At 67.4% G+C, this 18,881-nt stretch carries 18 protein-coding genes; 8 read left to right on the top strand and 10 right to left on the bottom strand.

Going from position 1 to position 18,881, the window contains the following annotated elements; translation table 11 throughout:
• Window positions 1-10 precede the first annotated feature (10 nt).
• From KXV01_RS00350 to KXV01_RS00340, 3 genes are all read right to left on the bottom strand, one after another.
• Window positions 11-739, bottom strand: a complete 729-nt coding sequence (locus tag KXV01_RS00350) for a hypothetical protein (protein WP_049441132.1) — start codon at window positions 737-739, stop codon at window positions 11-13.
• 35 nt (window positions 740-774) lie between these two features.
• Window positions 775-1,917 carry a PilT/PilU family type 4a pilus ATPase gene (locus tag KXV01_RS00345; RefSeq protein ID WP_005415539.1) on the bottom strand — a complete coding sequence of 381 codons (1,143 nt, stop codon included), beginning with the start codon at window positions 1,915-1,917 and terminating at the stop codon, window positions 775-777.
• Between the two features lie 98 nt (window positions 1,918-2,015).
• The gene (locus KXV01_RS00340; RefSeq protein WP_004147099.1) at window positions 2,016-3,053 is read right to left on the bottom strand and encodes a type IV pilus twitching motility protein PilT; all 1,038 of its coding nucleotides are present in this window, start codon (window positions 3,051-3,053) and stop codon (window positions 2,016-2,018) included.
• 87 nt (window positions 3,054-3,140) lie between these two features.
• On the opposite strand from KXV01_RS00340, the gene KXV01_RS00335 reads away from it, so the two are divergent.
• Both KXV01_RS00335 and proC read left to right on the top strand, forming a co-directional pair.
• A complete protein-coding gene (locus tag KXV01_RS00335) occupies window positions 3,141-3,818 on the top strand; it encodes a YggS family pyridoxal phosphate-dependent enzyme (protein ID WP_049411034.1) in 678 nt (225 codons plus the stop codon).
• 18 nt (window positions 3,819-3,836) lie between these two features.
• On the top strand, window positions 3,837-4,658 hold the full coding sequence (gene proC / locus KXV01_RS00330; RefSeq protein WP_049441126.1) for a pyrroline-5-carboxylate reductase: 822 nt from the start codon (window positions 3,837-3,839) through the stop codon (window positions 4,656-4,658).
• Between the two features lie 60 nt (window positions 4,659-4,718).
• On the opposite strand, the gene KXV01_RS00325 is transcribed toward proC, so the two are convergent.
• On the bottom strand, window positions 4,719-5,594 hold the full coding sequence (locus tag KXV01_RS00325; RefSeq protein WP_049441123.1) for a LysR family transcriptional regulator: 876 nt from the start codon (window positions 5,592-5,594) through the stop codon (window positions 4,719-4,721).
• 98 nt (window positions 5,595-5,692) lie between these two features.
• Between KXV01_RS00325 and KXV01_RS00320 the strand changes: the two genes are divergently transcribed.
• A complete protein-coding gene (locus tag KXV01_RS00320) occupies window positions 5,693-6,295 on the top strand; it encodes a short chain dehydrogenase (protein ID WP_049411023.1) in 603 nt (200 codons plus the stop codon).
• Window positions 6,296-6,361: 66 nt separating this feature from the next.
• Here KXV01_RS00320 and soxR read toward each other — a convergent pair whose 3' ends face one another.
• Complete coding sequence (gene soxR, locus KXV01_RS00315) at window positions 6,362-6,796, bottom strand: redox-sensitive transcriptional activator SoxR (protein WP_005415534.1); 435 nt, start codon at window positions 6,794-6,796, stop codon at window positions 6,362-6,364.
• Between the two features lie 29 nt (window positions 6,797-6,825).
• Here soxR and KXV01_RS00310 point away from each other — a divergent pair, with 29 nt between their 5' ends.
• Window positions 6,826-8,247 carry an MFS transporter gene (locus KXV01_RS00310; protein WP_099494696.1) on the top strand — a complete coding sequence of 474 codons (1,422 nt, stop codon included), beginning with the start codon at window positions 6,826-6,828 and terminating at the stop codon, window positions 8,245-8,247.
• 87 nt (window positions 8,248-8,334) lie between these two features.
• Here KXV01_RS00310 and KXV01_RS00305 read toward each other — a convergent pair whose 3' ends face one another.
• On the bottom strand, window positions 8,335-10,356 hold the full coding sequence (locus KXV01_RS00305; RefSeq protein WP_049417092.1) for an alpha/beta hydrolase: 2,022 nt from the start codon (window positions 10,354-10,356) through the stop codon (window positions 8,335-8,337).
• The gene (locus KXV01_RS00300) at window positions 10,356-11,330 is read right to left on the bottom strand and encodes a DUF4105 domain-containing protein (RefSeq protein ID WP_080354765.1); all 975 of its coding nucleotides are present in this window, start codon (window positions 11,328-11,330) and stop codon (window positions 10,356-10,358) included. The genes KXV01_RS00305 and KXV01_RS00300 overlap by 1 nt, the downstream gene beginning before the upstream one ends.
• A gap of 170 nt (window positions 11,331-11,500) precedes the next feature.
• On the opposite strand from KXV01_RS00300, the gene KXV01_RS00295 reads away from it, so the two are divergent.
• Window positions 11,501-11,905 carry a GFA family protein gene (locus KXV01_RS00295; RefSeq protein WP_005415530.1) on the top strand — a complete coding sequence of 135 codons (405 nt, stop codon included), beginning with the start codon at window positions 11,501-11,503 and terminating at the stop codon, window positions 11,903-11,905.
• 280 nt (window positions 11,906-12,185) lie between these two features.
• On the opposite strand, the gene KXV01_RS00290 is transcribed toward KXV01_RS00295, so the two are convergent.
• The gene (locus KXV01_RS00290) at window positions 12,186-13,703 is read right to left on the bottom strand and encodes an MFS transporter (protein ID WP_099591100.1); all 1,518 of its coding nucleotides are present in this window, start codon (window positions 13,701-13,703) and stop codon (window positions 12,186-12,188) included.
• A gap of 106 nt (window positions 13,704-13,809) precedes the next feature.
• On the opposite strand from KXV01_RS00290, the gene KXV01_RS00285 reads away from it, so the two are divergent.
• On the top strand, window positions 13,810-14,733 hold the full coding sequence (locus KXV01_RS00285; protein ID WP_111096565.1) for a LysR substrate-binding domain-containing protein: 924 nt from the start codon (window positions 13,810-13,812) through the stop codon (window positions 14,731-14,733).
• A 49-nt stretch (window positions 14,734-14,782) separates the two neighbouring features.
• Here KXV01_RS00285 and KXV01_RS00280 read toward each other — a convergent pair whose 3' ends face one another.
• The gene (locus tag KXV01_RS00280) at window positions 14,783-15,646 is read right to left on the bottom strand and encodes a DMT family transporter (protein WP_099494694.1); all 864 of its coding nucleotides are present in this window, start codon (window positions 15,644-15,646) and stop codon (window positions 14,783-14,785) included.
• Between the two features lie 132 nt (window positions 15,647-15,778).
• Between KXV01_RS00280 and KXV01_RS00275 the strand changes: the two genes are divergently transcribed.
• Window positions 15,779-17,158: a PLP-dependent aminotransferase family protein gene (locus KXV01_RS00275; RefSeq protein WP_099494693.1), complete on the top strand. Its 1,380-nt coding sequence runs from the start codon at window positions 15,779-15,781 to the stop codon at window positions 17,156-17,158.
• Here KXV01_RS00275 and KXV01_RS00270 read toward each other — a convergent pair.
• Window positions 17,097-18,041 carry a LysR substrate-binding domain-containing protein gene (locus KXV01_RS00270; protein ID WP_049417088.1) on the bottom strand — a complete coding sequence of 315 codons (945 nt, stop codon included), beginning with the start codon at window positions 18,039-18,041 and terminating at the stop codon, window positions 17,097-17,099. The two genes, KXV01_RS00275 and KXV01_RS00270, sit on opposite strands and share 62 nt — an antisense overlap.
• 180 nt (window positions 18,042-18,221) lie before the next feature.
• Here KXV01_RS00270 and KXV01_RS00265 point away from each other — a divergent pair, with 180 nt between their 5' ends.
• On the top strand, window positions 18,222-18,854 hold the full coding sequence (locus KXV01_RS00265; RefSeq protein WP_263467320.1) for a glutathione S-transferase family protein: 633 nt from the start codon (window positions 18,222-18,224) through the stop codon (window positions 18,852-18,854).
• The last annotated feature ends 27 nt before the right edge of the window (window positions 18,855-18,881 follow it).

Here is an 18,881-nt window from a genome sequence, read left to right as displayed (position 1 = left end):
GTGGTGCCCGTCACTCCATGCCCTGCAGGGTGTCAGTGCAACCCGCCAGTTCCACCATCATCCTGCCGGTGTTGCGGAACGCCGGATCCCGCGGCACCCATCGTGCGAACCAACGTTGCTCGCCGTCCACCACGGACTCGAACATCCACGATGAGCCGTCAAGCCCAGCGCTCGAATCTTCGCCCTGCAACAGCGCAAACGCGGCGGCGATGGCGTTCCATTCCTGCGCACTCAGCGCGCGCGGTGGAGCGCACGTGCCACCCTTGATGACGGTGGCTGGGCTTCCGGGTAACGATCCGGAAATCTCGAAATCGCGCGCACTGCGCCCGACGATCCACGCGTGGCCCGCTGCATTGCGCTGCGCGCGAATGAGCACGCCCGGGAAGAATGCAGGATCCCAGACGAAGCGATATGCCTGTGCCGGTACGCTGCCACAGCGGAACGACGGCTCCGGCAAGCCATCGAGATCCCGCAACCGGGCATCATAGATCGTCCTCGCTGACCCGGTGAAATCGATGAACGGCGGCAGGTCGCCGCCGTGCTTCGTCGCAGGCGGTGGCAGCAGATACCAGGCATGCGCCTGTGGATCGTCGCAGCCCGCGGCCGCGGCTGCCGGTTCGGGGGTACGGGCACAACCGGCCTGCAGCAGCACGGCGATGGCCAGTATCACGCTCGTAGTCACACGCATGCAGGCCTCCCTGGCAGGTTCACGCGGGCGTGCATCCGGCGCCGCGGCCATCCCGGAGCAGCGGGCGCCCGCAGGCGCCCGTCCGGTCAACGGATCTCCGAGATCTCCACGCCATCCAGTCCCTGCGACAGGGTGCGCGCGTCGCCGCCCTGGCTGAGCTTGATGCGCAGGCGCACCTCGTTCTGCGAATCGGCGTAGCGCAGCGCGTCCTCGTAGCTGATCTCGCCGGCCTGGTAGAGCTCGAACAGGCTCTGGTCGAAGGTCTTCATGCCCAGCTGGACCGAGTCCTTCATCACTTCCTTCAGCTTGTGGATCTCGCCGTCGCGGATGTAGTCCTGCACCAGCGGCGTGCCCAGCAGGATCTCCATCGCCACCTTGCGCGAGCGGCCATCGGGCGACGGCACCAGCTGCTGCGCGACCACCCCCTTGAGGTTCAGCGACAGGTCCATCAACAGCTGGTTGCGGCGGTCTTCCGGGAAGAAGTTGACGATGCGGTCCATCGCCTGGTTGGCATTGTTGGCATGCAGCGTGGCCAGCACCAGGTGGCCGGTTTCGGCGAACGCGATGGCGTGGTCCATGCCTTCGCGGGTACGCACCTCGCCGATCATGATCACGTCCGGCGCCTGGCGCAGGGTGTTCTTCAGCGCGGCTTCCCAGCTGTCGGTATCGATGCCGACCTCGCGCTGGGTGATGATGCAGCCCTCGTGCTTGTGCACGAATTCGATCGGGTCTTCGATGGTGATGATGTGCCCGGTCGAGTTCTGGTTGCGGTAACCGATCATCGCCGCCAGCGAAGTCGATTTACCGGTACCGGTGGCACCGACGAACAGGATGATGCCGCGCTTGGTCATCGCCAGCGTCTTGATGATCGGCGGCAGGCTCAGCTCTTCCACGGTCGGAATGCGCGTCTCGATGCGACGCAGCACCATGCCGACCTGGTTGCGCTGGTAGAAGCAGCTCACGCGGAAACGGCCGACACCGGACAGGCCGATGGCGAAGTTGCATTCGTGGGTCTTTTCGAATTCCTCGCGCTGTGCCGGGGTCATCACGTTGAGGACCAGGTCGCGGCTCTGCTGCGGCGTCAGTGGCGTCTGCGTGATCGGCGAGATCTTGCCGTTGACCTTCATCGCCGGTGGCATACCCGCAGTGATGAACAGGTCCGAGGCGCGCTGGTGCGCCATCAGCTTGAGGAACGAAGTGAAATCGATGGTGGTCGCGGTGGTGTTCACGGCGGGCTCCCGGAAAGCGGTTTACCAGGTAACGGTCGGTGGAGGAAACAACACGGAGCGGCCGCGCCATTGCGCGCGCCGCCCGTCGCTGTCCCGCCTTACTCGAACAGGCGCTTGTCCTTGGCGTACTCGCGGGCCTGGTTGCGGGTGATCAGGCTGCGCTTGACCAGGTCCTGCAGGTGCTGGTCCAGGGTCATCATGCCGTACTGCTGGCCGGTCTGGATGGCCGAGTACATCTGCGCCACCTTGTCCTCGCGGATCAGGTTGCGGATGGCCGGGGTGCCGACCATGATTTCCCACGCCGCGGTACGGCCGCCGCCGACCTTCTTCAGCAGTGCCTGCGAGATCACCGCACGCAGGGACTCGGACAGCATCGAACGCACCATCGGCTTTTCGCCCGCCGGGAACACGTCGATGATGCGGTCGATGGTCTTGGCCGCCGAACTGGTGTGCAGGGTGCCGAACACCAGGTGGCCGGTTTCCGCGGCGGTCAGTGCCAGGCGGATGGTTTCCAGGTCGCGGAGTTCGCCCACCAGGATGATGTCCGGGTCCTCACGCAGTGCCGAGCGCAGTGCTTCGTTGAAGCCATGCGTGTCACGGTGCACTTCGCGCTGGTTGATCAGGCACTTCTGCGAGGTGTGCACGAATTCGATCGGATCCTCGACGGTGAGGATGTGGCCGTATTCGTTCTTGTTGATGTAGTCGATCATCGCCGCCAGCGTGGTCGACTTGCCCGAGCCGGTCGGGCCGGTCACCAGGATCAGGCCCTGCGGTTGCTGGATCACCTCGCGGAACAGCGGCGGGCAGGCCAGGTCTTCGAGGGTGAGCACCTCGGACGGAATGGTACGGAACACCGCACCGGCGCCGCGGTTCTGGTTGAACGCGTTCACACGGAAGCGCGCCAGCGACGGGATCTCGAAGGAGAAGTCCACTTCGAGGAATTCCTCGTAATCGCGGCGCTGCTTGTCGGACATGATGTCGTACACCAGCGCGTGGACCTGCTTGTGGTCCAGGGCCGGGATGTTGATCCGGCGAACGTCGCCGTCCACGCGGATCATCGGCGGCAGGCCTGCGGACAGGTGCAGGTCGGACGCTTTGTTCTTTACGGAAAACGCCAGCAGTTCGGCGATATCCATGAGCGGCTACTCCCCAATAACGGCTTCGACTGGAAGGATCTTTCCCCGGGCGGCAGTATAGCCTCCTGATTCAACGGAACGCGTTACGTGGCCACTCCCCTGCCCCAGATCCTGAGCAACCTGCATGCCGCCGCCGAGGCGGCCGGCCGGCCCGATCCGCGCCTGCTGGCGGTTTCCAAGACCCAACCGGCCGAGGCCGTGGCCGCGCTGGCCGCACAGGGCCAGCAGGCCTTCGGCGAAAACTATGTGCAGGAAGCGCTGGCCAAGATGCAGGCGCTGCAGCACCTGGCGCTGGAGTGGCACCTGATCGGCCACCTGCAGTCGAACAAGGCCGATGCCGTGGCCACCCACTTCGACTGGGTGCAGAGCGTGGACCGGCCCAAGCTGGTAACGGCGCTGGCGCGCCATCGCCCGGCCGCGCGCGGCCCGCTGAATGTGCTGATCCAGGTCAACATCGACGATGAATCCAGCAAGCACGGCTGTGCACCGGAGGATGTCGAGGGGCTGGCCGCTGCGATTGCCGCCGAGCCCTCGCTGTGCCTGCGTGGCCTGATGGCGATTCCTGCGCCGTGGCCCGAGGTGGAGCGCCGTCGGGATGCGTTCGTGCGCATGCGCACGCTTTTTCAGTCGCTGGCCGCCCAGCACGCGCAGGTCGACACGCTGTCGATGGGCATGAGCAGCGACTACGCCGACGCCATCGCCGAGGGCGCCACCCTGGTGCGCATCGGCACCGCCCTGTTCGGCGCGCGTGCGCGCCCAGCCTGATTTTCCAAGGAGACGTCCATGGCAGCTGATTCCATCACCTTCATCGGCGGCGGCAACATGGCGCGCAGCCTGATCGCCGGCCTGATCCGCCAGGGCGTGCCGGCCGCGCATATCCATGTGGCCGAACCGGTTGCAGCGCTGCGCGAGTCGCTGGCTGCCGACTTCGGCGTGCAGGTGCACGACAACGCCACCGATGCCGCCGCACAGGGCAGCACCTGGCTGCTGGCGGTGAAGCCGCAGGTGCTGCGTGAGGTCTGCCAGTCGCTGCAGGCACTGGCCCAGGCAAACCGGCCGCTGGTGGTGTCGATCGCTGCCGGCATCACCAGCGCACAACTGGAGCGCTGGCTGGGTGGCAACCTGCCGGTGGTGCGTGCGATGCCCAATACCCCCGCCCTGCTCGGCGCCGGCGTGACCGGCCTGTATGCCACGCCCTCGGTGGATCCACAGCAGCACGCGCAGGCCGAACAGGTGCTGGCCAGTGCCGGGCGCACGGTGTGGATCGAACGCGAGGCGCTGATGGATTCGGTCACTGCCGTGTCCGGCAGCGGGCCGGCCTACGTGTTCCTGCTGGCCGAAGCGATGGAAGCGGCGGGTATCGCCCAGGGCCTGCCGGCCGACGCCGCGCGCACGCTGGTGGTGCAGACCCTGCTGGGCGCCTCGCGCATGCTGGATGAGGCCGGTGAGAGCCCGACCGAGCTTCGCCGTCGCGTGACGTCACCCAATGGCACTACCCAGGCCGCGATCGAGAGCTTCCAGGCCGGAGGTTTCGAAGCGCTGGTGGACACCGCACTGCGCGCCGCGCAGGTGCGTGGACAGGAATTGTCTGCGGCGAATGATTGATCCCGATGTGTGCCGACCAACGGTCGGCACCTGCCGATCATCCACGCATGGCGCGGATGCTCATTGCCCCAACGTGGTCATGACGAAATCCACGAAGCACTGCAACCGCGGGCGCGGGCGGCGGTCGGGCAGGTAGATCAGGTGCATCGGCCGCGGTTCGGGCAGGTAGTCGCGCAGCAGCGGCTTCAACCGCCCCGCTGCGATCTCCGCCGCCAGCAGTGCGGTGGGCTGCAGTACCACCCCGGCCCCGGCCACCGCGGCTTCACGCAATGCGAAGCCATCATTGCTGCTCAGCCGTGCCTCCCAGTCGACGTGTTCGCCGTTGGCCAACTGCCAGCCATGCCCGCCGCGCCAGGCCAGGTGGCTCAGGCAGTCGTGCCCTTGCAGGTCATCCGGTGTTCGCGGCGTGCCGCGCCTGCGCAGGTAAGACGGCGCCGCGCACAGGCTCATCGCATACGGCGGCAGCGGTCGCGCCACCACCTCCTGCGATGGCAACGGCCCGACCCGGATCGCCGCGTCGAAACCATCCTCGATCAGGTCCACGCGGCGGTTGCTCAGGTCCAGTTCGATATTCAACTGCGGCTGCGCGCGCAGCAGGCCGGCCAGCTGCGGCGCCAGCACACAGCTGCCCCAGGTGGTGGGCGCGCTGACCCGCAACAGGCCACGCGGCTGTACCTGCAGGCCGGCCACATCGGCCTCGGCCTGCTGCACCTGCTCCAGCACCTGCCGGCACCCGGCCAGGTAGGCGCTGCCGGCTTCGGTCAAGCGCTGGCGGCGGGTGTTCCGTTGCAGCAAGGCGGTACCCAGATGTGCTTCCAACTGCTGGATGTACTTGCCCACCATCACCGCCGACACCTGCAGCTGTTCGGCGGCGCCGGCGAAGCTGCCGCGCTCGGCTACCGCCACGAAGGCCCGCATGCAGCGAAGGGTATCCATTACTAATCCAGGGTTAGGAATCTGCGAATCATACGCCGCTTACCTAACTCCACTGTGACGGCGCAGACTGCGCTCACTCCCACACGCAAGGAACGGCCATGAAGATCCTCCTCGTCGGTGCCAGCGGCACGCTCGGCCAGGCAGTCGCCCGCCAGCTCGGCCAACAGCATCGGATTCTCGCCGCCGGCCGCAGCAGCGGCGAACTGCGCGTGGACCTGACCGATGACGCCAGCGTCGCCGAACTGTTTGCGCGTACAGGCCCGGTAGATGCGGTGATCTCGACTGCAGGCAAACTGCATTTCGGCCCGCTGCAGGACATGACGCCCGAACAGTTCACTATCGGCCTGCAGGACAAACTGCTTGGCCAGGTGCGCTTGGCCTTGGCCGCGCAGCACCACCTCAGTGCGGGCGGCTCGATCACCCTGACCAGCGGCATCGTCAGCGCGCAGCCGATCCGCGACGGCGTCAACGCCACCGCAGTGAATGCCGCACTGGAAGGCTTCGTGCGCGCCGCCGCCCTGGAGCTGCTCCCGCGCGGCCTGCGCATCAACGTGGTCAGCCCGAACGTACTGATCGAATCGATGGCGGCCTACGGCCCCTACTTCCCGGGCTTCGAAGCGGTAAGCGCACAACGCGCCGCACTGGCGTTCCAGCGTGCAGTGGAAGGCATCCAGAGCGGCGAGACGATCACGGTCTGGTAAGAAAAAGGGGACGGAGGGGATTAAGTCGTTTGTGCACTTGCGACTTAATCCCCTCCGTCCCCTTTTTCATTCCCAGCGCATCGGACCGTCGCCGCGTTCGCCGAGAACGTCGCCAGGATTGGCCAGGCGGCAATGCTGCAGTGACAGGCAGCCACAGCCGATGCAGCCGGTCAGTTCATCGCGCAGCAGCTGCAACATGTGGATGCGCTCTTCCAGCTCGGTGCGCCAGCGCGCAGACAGCTTGGCCCAGTCAGCCTTGGTCGGTGCACGGCCTTCAGGCAGGCTCTCGAAGGCGCGGCCGACCGCTTCCAGTGGCATGCCCACCCGCTGCGCAACGCGGATCACTGCCAGCCGGCGCAGCACGTCGCGGCTGTAACGGCGTTGGTTGCCCGAGGTGCGCAGGCTGCTGATCAGGCCCTTGCGCTCGTAGAAATGCAGTGCGGAAACGGCCACGCCACTGCGCTGGGAGACCTCGCCAACGCTGAGTTCCTGGGATGCCATTGCTTGACCTCAACTACAGTTGAGGTGGCATGCTGCTATCTTCGCCGCCCGTTGACAAGCGCGGCCCGCCCCTGACCGGTATGACCCCGACCCTCTCTCCCGCCGACACCCGCCTGCCGGCTGACACATCGATCCTGTCCGCGCGCTACCGCGCCACCACCCTCGGCATGGTTGCGCTGGTCGCGCTGCACGCCTTCGAAGCATTGGCCGTCGCGGCCGCGATGCCCACGGTGGCCGAAGCACTCAGTGGCCTGCGCCTGTATGCGCTTGCGTTCGGCGGCACACTGGCCACCAGCGTGATCGGCATGACCCTGGCCGGACGCTGGGCCGACCGCCAGGGCCCGGCACGGCCGCTGTGGTACGGCCTGGCCTGCTTCGTGCTGGGCCTGCTGCTGGCCGGCTTCGCCGTGCGCATGGGCATGCTGGTGGCCGGGCGCCTGCTGCAGGGCCTGGGTGCGGGCGCGATTTCGGTCTCGCTGTACGTGATGGTCGGCCGCAGCTACCCCGAGCACCTGCGGCCGAAGGTGTTCGCGGCATTCTCGGCGGGCTGGGTGGTGCCCTCGATGGTCGGCCCGGCGCTGAGCGGCCTGATCGTCCAGCATCCCGGCTGGCGCTGGGTGTTCCTGGCGGTGCCGCTGCTGGCAGTCCCTGCTGCCCTGTTGCTGCGGCCTGCGCTGGCGCGCATGCAGCCCTCCGCCGACAGCAGCAACGACGAGGGGCGCGGCAACGTCGTGCGCTGGGCCAGTGGTGCATCGCTGGCGGCGCTGCTGCTGTACTTCGGCGGGCAGCAGCACGGTCCGACCGCCCTGCTCTGCATCGGCGTGGCGATGCTGGCGCTGCTGCTATGCGTGCATCGCCTGCTGCCGGCCGGGACGCTGATCCTGCGCAGGGGCCTGCCCAGCGTGATCGCACTGCGCGGCATCGCCGCTGCCGCATTCTTCGCCTGCGAAGCCTACCTGCCGCTGCTGCTGCAGCGCGAACGCGGGCTCCCGCCCAGCTGGGCCGGCGCGGTGCTCAGCCTCGGCGCACTCGGTTGGTTCGCCGGCTCCTGGCTGCAGGGTCACCAGCAGCGCGGCTGGTCACGCCAGCAGCTGCTGCGCGTCGGCACGGCGATGATGACGGTCGGCATCGCCGCAACGCTTGCGGTGTTGTTCAATGCAGTGCCATTGCCGGTGGCTCTGGTGGGCTGGACGGTCACCGGTTTCGGCATGGGCATGATCTACGCCAGCCTCTCGGTACTCACGCTTTCGCTGTCAGCAGCGCATGAGCAGGGTGCCAACACGTCGGCCCTGCAGCTGAGCGAGGCCCTGTCGGTGACCACCGCATTGGCGGTCTCCGGTGCGTTGTTCGCGCTGTTCGTGGAAAGCGCGCCGCACACCGGCTACCTGCTGTGCCTGGCGATCACCTTCGGCCTGGCGATGCTGGCCGCGGTGATCGCGCGACGGGTGTAGCGCCGCCGAATTTCGGTAGTGCCGGCCGCTGGCCGGCACCATCACGGGATTCCCGCGTGCGCGGAGAGTGCCGGCCAGCGACCAGGACTACCGGGTCCCCGTGCCCACGTCATCGATATCCCGGTGCAGGATGCGCCGCACTTCCAGCACCGCCTGCGGGGTCTCCTGCACGCTGTGGCCGGAAATGATGACCTTCTCCGACTGTGCACCCGGCAGGTGCGCACTCCAGTACGGCACCAGTCCGTCATCGGACTTTTCCACCGGCAGCTCCGGCTTGCGCTGGGCGATGATCGAGTGGTACTTCAGGCCCGCTTCGATCGGCAGCTGCGCTGCGGCCTTCACGAACGGATCGCTGGCCTTGAGGTTGTCGATGCTGTTGGGAATCTTCGGCTTGGCGGTGCCGTCGACCTGCTGCTCGGCCTGCGCCAGCGCCATGAACACGTCCTCGAACTTGCCGAGGATGGTCAGCGGCAGGCGCACCAGCCGGCCCAGCAGGCGCCCGACCTTGTTGCCGGCGATGTCCGTGCCCTGGTGCGGCGCGGCGATGAAGATCGCACGCTCCACGTTCGGCTGTGCCTTGAAATGCAGCAACGGCCCCAGCTTGTTCTGGACGCGCTTCAGACGCTCGCCCTTCAGGTCATAGTTGGCCAGCAGGTCGTTCCACAGCACGTCACCGGAATCGCTCACCAGCAGCCGCGCGAGCACGCCGCCCATGCTGTGGCCGATGTAGACCATGTCCTTCGATGCACGCGTGCTGCCATTGGGATCGAAGTGCTTGAGGGTGTCGTTGAACGCGTTGGCGATCTCGTAGCGGTTCAGCGCGATCGGTGCGTTGGTCGGGTAATAGACCTGCCACACCTGGAACTGCTGGCGCAGTTCGGGGTCGCCCATGATCTCGTTGGCCAGGTTCACCCAGGCTTCCGGGCTGCTGGCCAGGCCGTGCAGCATGAAGATGATGCGGCGGTTCGGGTCCCACGGCTGCATCAGGTAGATGTGTGGCTCGCCGATGCCCTCGCTCATGCCGAACAGGGTGCGCAGTGACTGCCGGGCGAAGCCGCTCTGGGCAAGCCACAGGCCGTAGGCCGCGGTGAAATTGCCGGCCAGCGGCACCTGCTCGCCGTGCAGGGTGATGCGCTCGGTGGCTTCCGGCGAATAGGCATCCAGTTCAACCCGGCGCGTCCGCATCACATCGTCCAGGCTGCTGCCTTCGAAACGCAGCAACGCGGTGACGTTGATCGAGGACATCTCGCTGAACTCGGGCACCGAATCGTCATGACGGTGGCGACGGCCGCGGCGCTCGTCACCGCCATCATCCGCTGCCGTTTCGGCCTTCGGGCCATCCGCTGCGATCACCGGTGCGACCAGCTTCGGCGGGTCCATCACCATCACCAGCTCGGCACCGAAGCCATCGCGGCGATAGGTACTGCGCAGGCCGACGAAGCTGACCGTGCCGGCCGGCACCAGCTGCGCGGGAATGCTCTTCAGGTTCAGCTGCTGGTAGTTGGAAGCCAGCGACCAGCTGCCGACCGAGATCGGCTTCGTGTAGTCCTCGCCCGCCAACGCAGCGGCGCGCGCGCGGACGAACAGCACCACCGCCGCCTTCTCGGCCGCGTAGTTGTAGTAGTCACGCACCTGCGTCTGCCGGTCTTCGAAGGCGCGATCCGATGGTGAGCGGCCGCTGTAGAACAGGTAGGCATAGGCGTAGCGCGCGGCTTCCAGCCAGGCGTCCAGCGCTGCGTCGCTCATCGGCGGATCACCGGCTGCGGTCTTCTTCGGCGTCAGCGCCAGCGCGGCCTTCACCCACAGTTCGGACAGCGCCGACAGCCGCTGCTCGACATTGAGATCGTCGGTCATCAGCAGCGTGCTGCGGCAGACCAGGAAGTCCTTCTCGCACTGCGATTCGTCCAGGCCTGCCGCGCTGAGCGTCTCTCGCGCGGCGGGGCTGAGCTTGCCGGTATTGAGCACGTCGGCACGCTTGTTGACCAGCGAATCGCTGGACTTGACCTGCTTGACGGTGACCATCGCGCAGCCACTGCTGCCCAGCAGCAGGAAGGCGGCGAACAACACCGGCAGCGCACGCTGCCAGCGGATCAGGAGGAGTCGAGTCATTACTGCGGGTCCTGCTCGGTGCCAGGTACGCCCTGGCGGATCACGGTGGAGAAGTGTTCGCCGCTGCCCAGGTCCAACGCACGCTGGGTGATGCGGCCCTTGTCGTGCAGCTCGGCGTACGGCACACCCGGGGTCAACGCACCCACCTCCTGTGCGTACTCGGCCAGGTAGCCGGACAGCAGCAGGCGGTAGTCCAGCGGCAGGCGCGGCGCGATGTGGCGGGCCAGGTCGAAGACGATGGTGGTGCAGTTGCTGGTGAGCGTGTTGTAGAAGCCCGGCTTCGCATCCAGTTCGCGTGCCTGTGCGATGTACGCGGCAAACAGCTCCTTCAGCTGCGCACGGTCCATGCCATGCAGGCGGTACAGGTAGACGTCCTCACCGCGCGCATTGGTGCGGGTGCGGATGATGTCGGTCTCCTCCGCGGCCACCAGGGTCATCTCGAACTTGCGGAAGAAGCCGCCCAGTGCCGAGAACGATTCGCCGCGTTCCTTGCGGATCTCGAGCGAGAACACCACGTGGCGCCCATCCTCGAAGCCAAACGAGATGAGGGTGTGGGCGATCGCCGGGCCCATCCAGTACGACAGCACCAGGTCGGCCGAGCGCAACTGGTCCAGGTCGTACGCGCGGCGCACCCAGTGCGCGTCGTAGTCGGTTTCGCTGCGCCAGGTGAAATCACGCACGTTGTCGAGCACCACGTGGCGGCCGTCGAAGGACACCACATGCAGGCGCTGGGCCACGTCATCGGCCCATACGCGGTCCTGGCGCGGGGTCAGCAGCAGCCACCACAAGCCAGCCAGCGCCAGTGAAGCGCCGAACGCCAGGCCCAGGCGACGGCTGCTGCGGCCACGCGCGACCCGCCACGACGCCCACAGCGCAACCAGCAGCCACAGCGCCGCAACGCCATTGGCCAGCCAGCCCGGCCCCGGCACCTGATAGGCCAGCAGCCCGGTCACCCACAACGCCGCCAGCGCCATGGCACTTCCTGTCATCCAACGTCCTGCGGCTCTCACTGGCATCCTGTCGCGGTCCCGAAGCCGCATAGTTAGCCACAAGCGGGTTCACCGTGGCATCTACGGCCCGTTCAGGCACGCCGGCGCACCGTCTCCGGCGGCCGCACGGCCAGATGAATCACACAGGAGCAATGATGGGCATCACTTCCGTGGCCGGCGTTCCGGTCCAACCCCGGCACCGCGCAACCTGCCACTGCGGCACGGTCGAGCTGCTGCTGGACCTGCCGGACGGCATCGTCGATCCCCGCCGCTGCGACTGCTCGATGTGCCGGCGCCGGGGTGCCATCGCCGCCAGTGTCCCCCGCCAGGGCCTGCAGGTGGTGCGCGGGCAGCATCACCTGCAGAAGTACCAGTTCAACACCCATGTGGCCGAGCACTACTTCTGCGGCGTGTGCGGCATCTACACCCATCACCGGCGCCGCTCCAACCCCGACCAGTACGGCTACAACGTGGCCTGCCTGGAGGGCATTGATCCGTTCGCGCTGGGGGTCATTCCGGTCAGCGACGGGGTCAACCATCCGTCAGACCGCACCGGCTAGTGGCGCGTGCGCCGCGGCGGCGTGGCGACCTTCTGCCAGGGCGCCATGCCGCTGCGCCCCGCCCGCGCGGGTCGTTTCAGCCATGGCCGGCGCGGCGGTGCCTGCGGCGCATCCGCGGCCGGGGGAGGAAGCGGTCGACGGCCAGGCCAGAGATGATCGAGCAGCCACATGGCGGGTCTCCGTGGGGGGACGGGGACGATCAACATTAGACCCGGGTGGGCATGGGCGGCGTGAGCGGAAGACGACAACGGGATGACGGCGAAGGCGGGCGATGAGCCTGCTACGCAGTACGCCCGACCAACGCGTCTTTATGTTGCCGCAGCAACAGGCGCAACACGGCGGCACAGGCGGCGGTCAGCAGCGCCAGTACCCGCAGCAGTGTTGCCAGCGCCTCACCACTGGCGTGCTGCAGCTGCATGCGGCTCATCGCCGGTAGCAGTGCCTGCGCCTGTTCCCGCGCCCCCGTGGCCAGATAGGCACCGGCACGCGCCAGCGATGCCGGCGACGCGCCCTGCAGCTGATGGCCGATCAGCAGCGCAAGCAAGGCAGTGACTGCGGCCAATGCGATGCCTTCACCGGCCACCCGCACGGTTCCGAAGATGCCAGCGGCCATGCCCGCACGCTGTACCGGCACCACGCTGACCGACAGCCCATCCATCAAGCCCCACGGCAAGGCCGTTCCTGCGCCGATCAGCATCAGCAACGGCACCCACTGCGACGGCGACGGATGCGATGCGTGGCGCGACAACAGGTACAGACCAGAGGCACAGGCCAGCAGGCCCAGCGTGCACAGCCGCGCACTTCCAACGCGCTCCGCCCAGCGCGCGGCCAGCATCGGCAGCACCAGCATCGGCGCGGACAGGGCCAGCATCTGCAGCCCCACCAGGGTCGCGCTCTGTCCGTGCACACCCAGCAGCTGCAGAGGCAGTACCACCAGCAGCACCACATAGCCGAAGCAGGTTGCGACCGGCAGCAGCTGGACACCGAGGAACGCCGGTTGCGAGAACAGCGAGAGGTCCAGCAACGGTGAGCGGTGCAGCCGTTCGATGCAGACGAATACCCCGCCCAGCATCAGCGTCGCCAACAGCGCCAGTTGCACGCGCACGGTATGCAGGCCGAACTCGCCCAGCCACAGCAGGGCCAGGGTCAACGCTGCCAGCATCAGGCTGAAGCCCAGCATGCCGCCGACATCCAGCCGCCCGCGTTCACCATGGCTTTCGGGCAACACACGCGCGCTCAGTACGAAGGCGGCCAATGTCAGCACGCCGCCGACGGCGAACACACTGCGCCATCCCAATGCCTGCAGCAGCAGACCCGCAAGCAGCGGCCCCAGCGCCAACCCTGCACCGAATGTGGCGCCCAGCAGAGCGAAGACACGGCCACGCATCGGCCCCTGCCAGGCATGCGCGAGCGCAGCCGTGCCCGATGCCAACGCCGCTGCGGCGGCAACGCCCTGCAACCCACGCGCCAGATCCAGCGAGGGCAGCGTGGGAGCAAGGCAGACGGCGGTCGTGGCAATGGTGAAGCCTGCTGTGCCCAGCAGGAACAACCGCCGCCGGCCATAGCGGTCGGCCAGGCCACCGGCAGCGAGCAGCAGGCTGCCGAAGGTGAGCATGAAGGCGTTGGTCACCCAGGCCAGCACGCTCGGCGACGACGCTACGGAACTGGCCAGCGCGGGCACCGCGACCGCACCGGCCGAGAAGGACAACGGCAACGCCAGTGCGGCCAGGCAGACGGCAAGCAGGGTCCAGCGCTGCTGCGTCTTAACAGGTACAGGGAGCATCGAAACCGGGGCCATACGGGCCTCCATCCATCAGGGGCATTGATGATGGACACGCCGCTATTCCTGAAAAACAGGCTCGATGGACGTTGATTACGGCCAGATGTTCCGCAATCATCCCCACATGGACTCCATTTCTGCCCTGCTCGCCTTCGTCCGCACCGCGGAGGCCGGCAGCATCGTGGGTGCTGCGCGTGTACTTGGCCTGTCCGCGTCGGCGGTCGGCAAGCGCATCGCCCGTCTTGAACAGGACCTGGGCACCCGGTTGTTCCAACGCACCACCCGCCGCGTGCATCTCACCGACGAAGGCGAACTACTGCTGCAGCGCTGCCGGCGTGCACTGGACGAGCTTTCCGAAGCACAGGCGGACCTGGCGCAGCGACAGCACGCCCCCAGCGGGCTGCTGCGCATCGGCCTGCCCACCATCGGCTACCGCTTCCTGTTGCCGGTGCTGCCCGGCTTCCAGCAACGCTATCCGCAGGTGCAGCTGGAACTGGACTTCAACGACCGCATCGTCGATGTGGTCAGCGAAGGCCTGGATGCAGTGATACGCAGTGGCGAACTGGCCGATTCCAGCCTGACCGCACGGCGGCTGGGTGGTTTTCGTTTCATTCTCTGTGCGGCGCCGGGCTATCTGCAGATGCATGGAACGCCCGGCGATGTGGGCGACCTGCGCATGCATACCGCGCTGCGCTTCCGTTACCCCACCACGGGAAAGCTGCATCCCTGGCAGCTGCCGGGCATCGAAGGCGATGCCGGAGCGCGCCTTCCCACGGCGATGACCTGCAACAACATGGAGGCCGTGCTGGCCGCTGCGATCGGTTGCATGGGCCTGGCCTGGATGCCTGACTTCCTCGCAGACGACGCGCTGGCCGATGGCCGCCTGCAACGGGTACTGCCCGCGCTGCCGACGCACCAGGGGCAGTTCTCGCTGCTATGGCCCGGTGGGCGCCATCCCAGCGCACGCCTGCGGGTGTTCATCGACTATGCCGTTGCGCATCTTTTCCGCGGCTCCCCAGAAAAGGGGACGGAGGGGATTAAGTCGTAATCGGGTCTGCCATGCCTGAAACGACTTAATCCCCTCCGTCCCCTTTTTCCTAGCGGCTGAAGCGGCGCGCGCCGGCGACGCAGATCACCGCGACCAGAGTCACCAGCACCATGCTGAGGCTGACCGATTCGTGCAGCAGCAGCGCGGCCAGGGCCAGGCCGAAGAACGGCTGCAGCAGCTGCAGCTGGCCGACGGCAGCGATGCCGCCCTGCGCCAGCCCGCGGTACCAGAACAGGAAGCCGATCAGCATGCTGAACACCGCCACGTAGCCCAGCGCCCACCACGCCGAGGCACCGACCGCCGTGAACGAGGCCGGGCGCATCAGCACCGTCAGTGGCAGCATCACCGGCAACGCCAGCAGCAGTGCCCAGCTGATCACCTGCCAGCCGCCCAGATGACGGGCGAGCCGGCCGCCTTCCGCGTAGCCCAGCCCGCACACCACGATGGCCGCCAGCATCAGCAGGTCGGCCTGCAAGGACGCCTCGATGCCGTTGCGCACTGCATAGCCGACCACGCAGGCGCTGCCCAGCAACGAAAACAACCAGAACGCCGGGCGCGGCCGATCACCACCGCGCAGCACGCCGAACACGGCGGTGCTCAGCGGCAGCAAGCCGAGGAACACGATGGTGTGTGCCGATGACGCATGGCGCAGGGCGAGCGCGGTCAGCAACGGGAAGCCGACCACCACGCCAAGGCTGACCACCGCCAAGCCGGGCACGTCGCTGCGCCGCGGCCACGGTTGGCGCAACAGCAGCAACAGGCCGAGGCCGAGTACGGCGGCGATGGTGGCGCGCGCGGCGGTGACGAACCCGGCATCCAGCTGCAGCACCGCCAGGCGAGTAGCCGGCAACGAGCCCGCGAAAATCACTACGCCAATGAAGCCATTGATCCAACCACTCGCCGACCGTTCCACGCCTGTACTCCTGGGGTGCCGGACGGTGCCCGGCGGGATTTCCATGGAAGCACCTGCGCCCCCATCGCCCCAGCTACAATCCAGTACAGTCGCAAAGAACTGTACTGCCTACACTTCCAACACACTTTCACCGTGTCACGCCCGCTTACCCGCATCGAATCGGTGATCCAGGCCGTCCGCAACCGCATCACCGCGCGGGTGGATGGCCCCGGCTCCCGCCTGCCTTCGGTGCGCGCGCAGGCGGCAGCGATGGGCGTGTCGGTCTCCACCGTGGTCGAGGCCTACGAACGCCTCGCTGCCGAAGGGTTGATCAGCGCGCGGGCCGGTTCCGGCTTTTACGTCAATGGGCCGGCCGCACCGCTGGCACTGGCCGAGATGGAACCCCGGCTTGACCGCGCGGTGGACCCGCTGTGGGTGTCGCGGCAGTCGCTGGAAACCCCGCCGGGCCACCTCAAGCCGGGGTGCGGCTGGTTGCCCAGTGACTGGCTGTATCACGATGGCATGCGCCGCGGCCTGCGTCGGCTGGCGCGTGCCGATGCAGTGCACCTGGTCGACTACGCCGGCCCACTCGGGCTGCCCGCATTGCGCCAGCTGCTGCAACGGCGCAGCGCCACGCTGGGCATCGATGCACCGATGGAGCAGATCCTGCTAACCGAATCCGGGACACACGCGGTCGACCTGATCTGCCGTTTCCTACTCAAGCCCGGTGACTGCGTGCTGGTCGATGACCCGAGCTACTTCAATTACCACGCGCTGCTCAAGGCACACCAGGTGCAGGCAGTGGGCGTGCCGTACACGCCCAACGGCCCGGACCTTGAGGCGTTCGAACGCGCATTGCAGGACCATTCGCCGCGGCTGTACATCACCAATTCCGGATTGCACAACCCGACCGGCGCGGTGCTTTCCGCGAGCACCGCACATCGCCTGCTGGGCCTGGCCGAACGCAGCGAACTGATCATCATCGAGGATGACATCTTCGCCGACTTCGAACTGCAGCCGGCACCGCGGCTGGCCGCGCTCGATGGACTGTCACGGGTGATCCACGTCGGCAGTTTCTCCAAGACGCTGTCGGCAGCCTCGCGCTGCGGCTACATCGCTGCACGCCATGACTGGATCGAAGCGCTGACCGACCTGAAGCTGGCGACCAGCTTCGGCGGTGGCCATCTGGCTGCGCAGCTGATGCACGTCGCGCTGACCGACAGCGGCTACCGACGCCACATGCACTCGGTGCGTTCGCGTTTGGCCGATGCGCGCCGGCACACGCTGCGCAGGCTGCACACGCTGGGCATCACGCCGTGGCTGCAACCGGAAGCGGGCCTGTTCCTGTGGTGCCAGCTGCCCGATGGCCGCGACGCCGCCGCGCTGGCGCGGCAGTGCCTGCGCGAGGGCATCGTGCTGGCACCGGGCAACGCGTTCAGCCAGTCGCAGCGCGCGGCCGACTATCTGCGCTTCAACGTTTCGCAGTGCCAGGACCCGAGGATCTGGCAGGTGCTGGCACGCGCGCTGCGTTGAGCTGGTAATGCGCGACCAGCGCATCCACCACCACGCGCACGCCCGGCAACTGTCCACGACGATGCGGCAGCAGCACGCTGGTGGTCACTTCGCCGGCATGCCACGCCGGCAGGACCTGCTGCAGGCGGCCGGCCGCAATCGCTGCGGCACACAGGCTGTGCGGCAACACAGTGATGCCAAGGCCCGCTTCGGCCGCCGCGACCAGAAGCTGCGACTCATTGCCGACCAGCGCCACCTGCGGTTCCACCTGCACGGTGCGCGCATCGGTGCCGTGCAGTGTCCAGCGCGTTGCGTGGCGCGCCGTCAGCAGGCCGGCATGCGCGCGTAGCTGCTCGGGCGTATCCACTGCTGGCGCGGCTGCCAGATAGCCAGGGGACGCCACCAGCACGATACGTTCGCTACCGAGCATGCGTTGCACCAAACCGGAATCCGGCAGCGGACCGAAGTGGCTGCGCAAGGCGATGTCGATGCCCTCCTGCGCCAGATCGATGAAACGATCACTCACTTCAACTTCGATGCGCAGCCGCGGATAGCGGCGGGCCAACGCGGGCAGGCACGCGGCGAGCTCGCCCTGCACCACCGGAATCGAAGCGCTGATGCGCACGGTGCCACTCGGTTCGGCCTGGCGGTCACGGACAATGGCCTCGGCGGACTCCACTTCGGACAACGCCGCGCGTGCGCGATCGAAGAACGCCTGGCCGACTTCGGTCAGCGCGAAGCGCCGCGAACTGCGTTGCAGCAGCCGTACCCCGAGGTGTTCTTCCAGCAGCGCCACGCGCTTGCTCAACGTCGAGCGGGGCAGGCCCAGATGGCGTCCGCCTGCTGCAAAACCGCCCTGCTCCACTGCGGCCACGAACAGGGCCAGATCGTTGAGGTTGAGCATGCACAACGTCCACAGGTGTGGACTTCAGGATGCCATTCGAACAGCTTCCGGGGCAATGTCCACGCAGGCACGCTTTCCTCACCCGCCGCATCGCGGCTTGAACCGGAAACCTGCCATGACCCCGATCCTCTTCTACGGCGTGCCCTCGGGCTGCTCGTTCGGCTCCATCGTCGCGCTGGAATGGCTGGCCAGCCGTATCACCTGTGCCGTATCGACATGCCCGGCCAGGTGCAGGGCGAAGACTATCGCCGCCTCAATCCACTGGGCGAAACCCCCACGCTGCGGACCGCGCAGGGCGAACTGCTCAGCGAGAGCCTGGCCATCCTCAACCACCTTGCCGCCAAGGGCGTTACGCAGGGGCTGGGCTTCGCACAGGGCACCTCCGGCTTCGACCGCCTCAACCACCGGCTGGCCTATCTCAACACCAGCTTCTTCGGTGCCTACGCCCCGCTCTGGCACGCGCTAGAACACGCCGAGGGCGATGACGGCAAGGCGCTGCGTGCCTATGGCACCACCAAGGTGCGCCAGGCCCATCAGGCGCTGGAGCAGATGCTCAGCACCGGCCCGTGGCTGCTGGGCGAGCAGCGCAGCTTCGCCGACGCCTACTTCGCCGGCATCGCGCGCTGGAACGATTACCACCAGGTGGTCGATCGCCGCGAGTTCCCCAGGGTGCAGCAGCTGTTCCAGCGCTTGCAGGACGACGCCGGCGTGCAGTTCGCTCACGCCATCGAAGCACAGCGGCCGGCTACCAGCAGCGGTGGCTTCCTCGGCGAGGTGCGGCTGGAAGACGTGCTTGAGGCCGCGGCGGCCTGAGCCCTGCCCTGCCTGTGCGGCAGCGGC

Origin of the sequence: Stenotrophomonas sp. Ps181 (assembly GCF_025697425.1) — a bacterium.
In the GTDB taxonomy this organism is placed as follows: domain Bacteria; phylum Pseudomonadota; class Gammaproteobacteria; order Xanthomonadales; family Xanthomonadaceae; genus Stenotrophomonas; species Stenotrophomonas sepilia.
The sequence above is the reverse complement of the archived record's forward strand: the minus strand, read 5'-3'. Positions and strand labels throughout refer to the sequence as shown.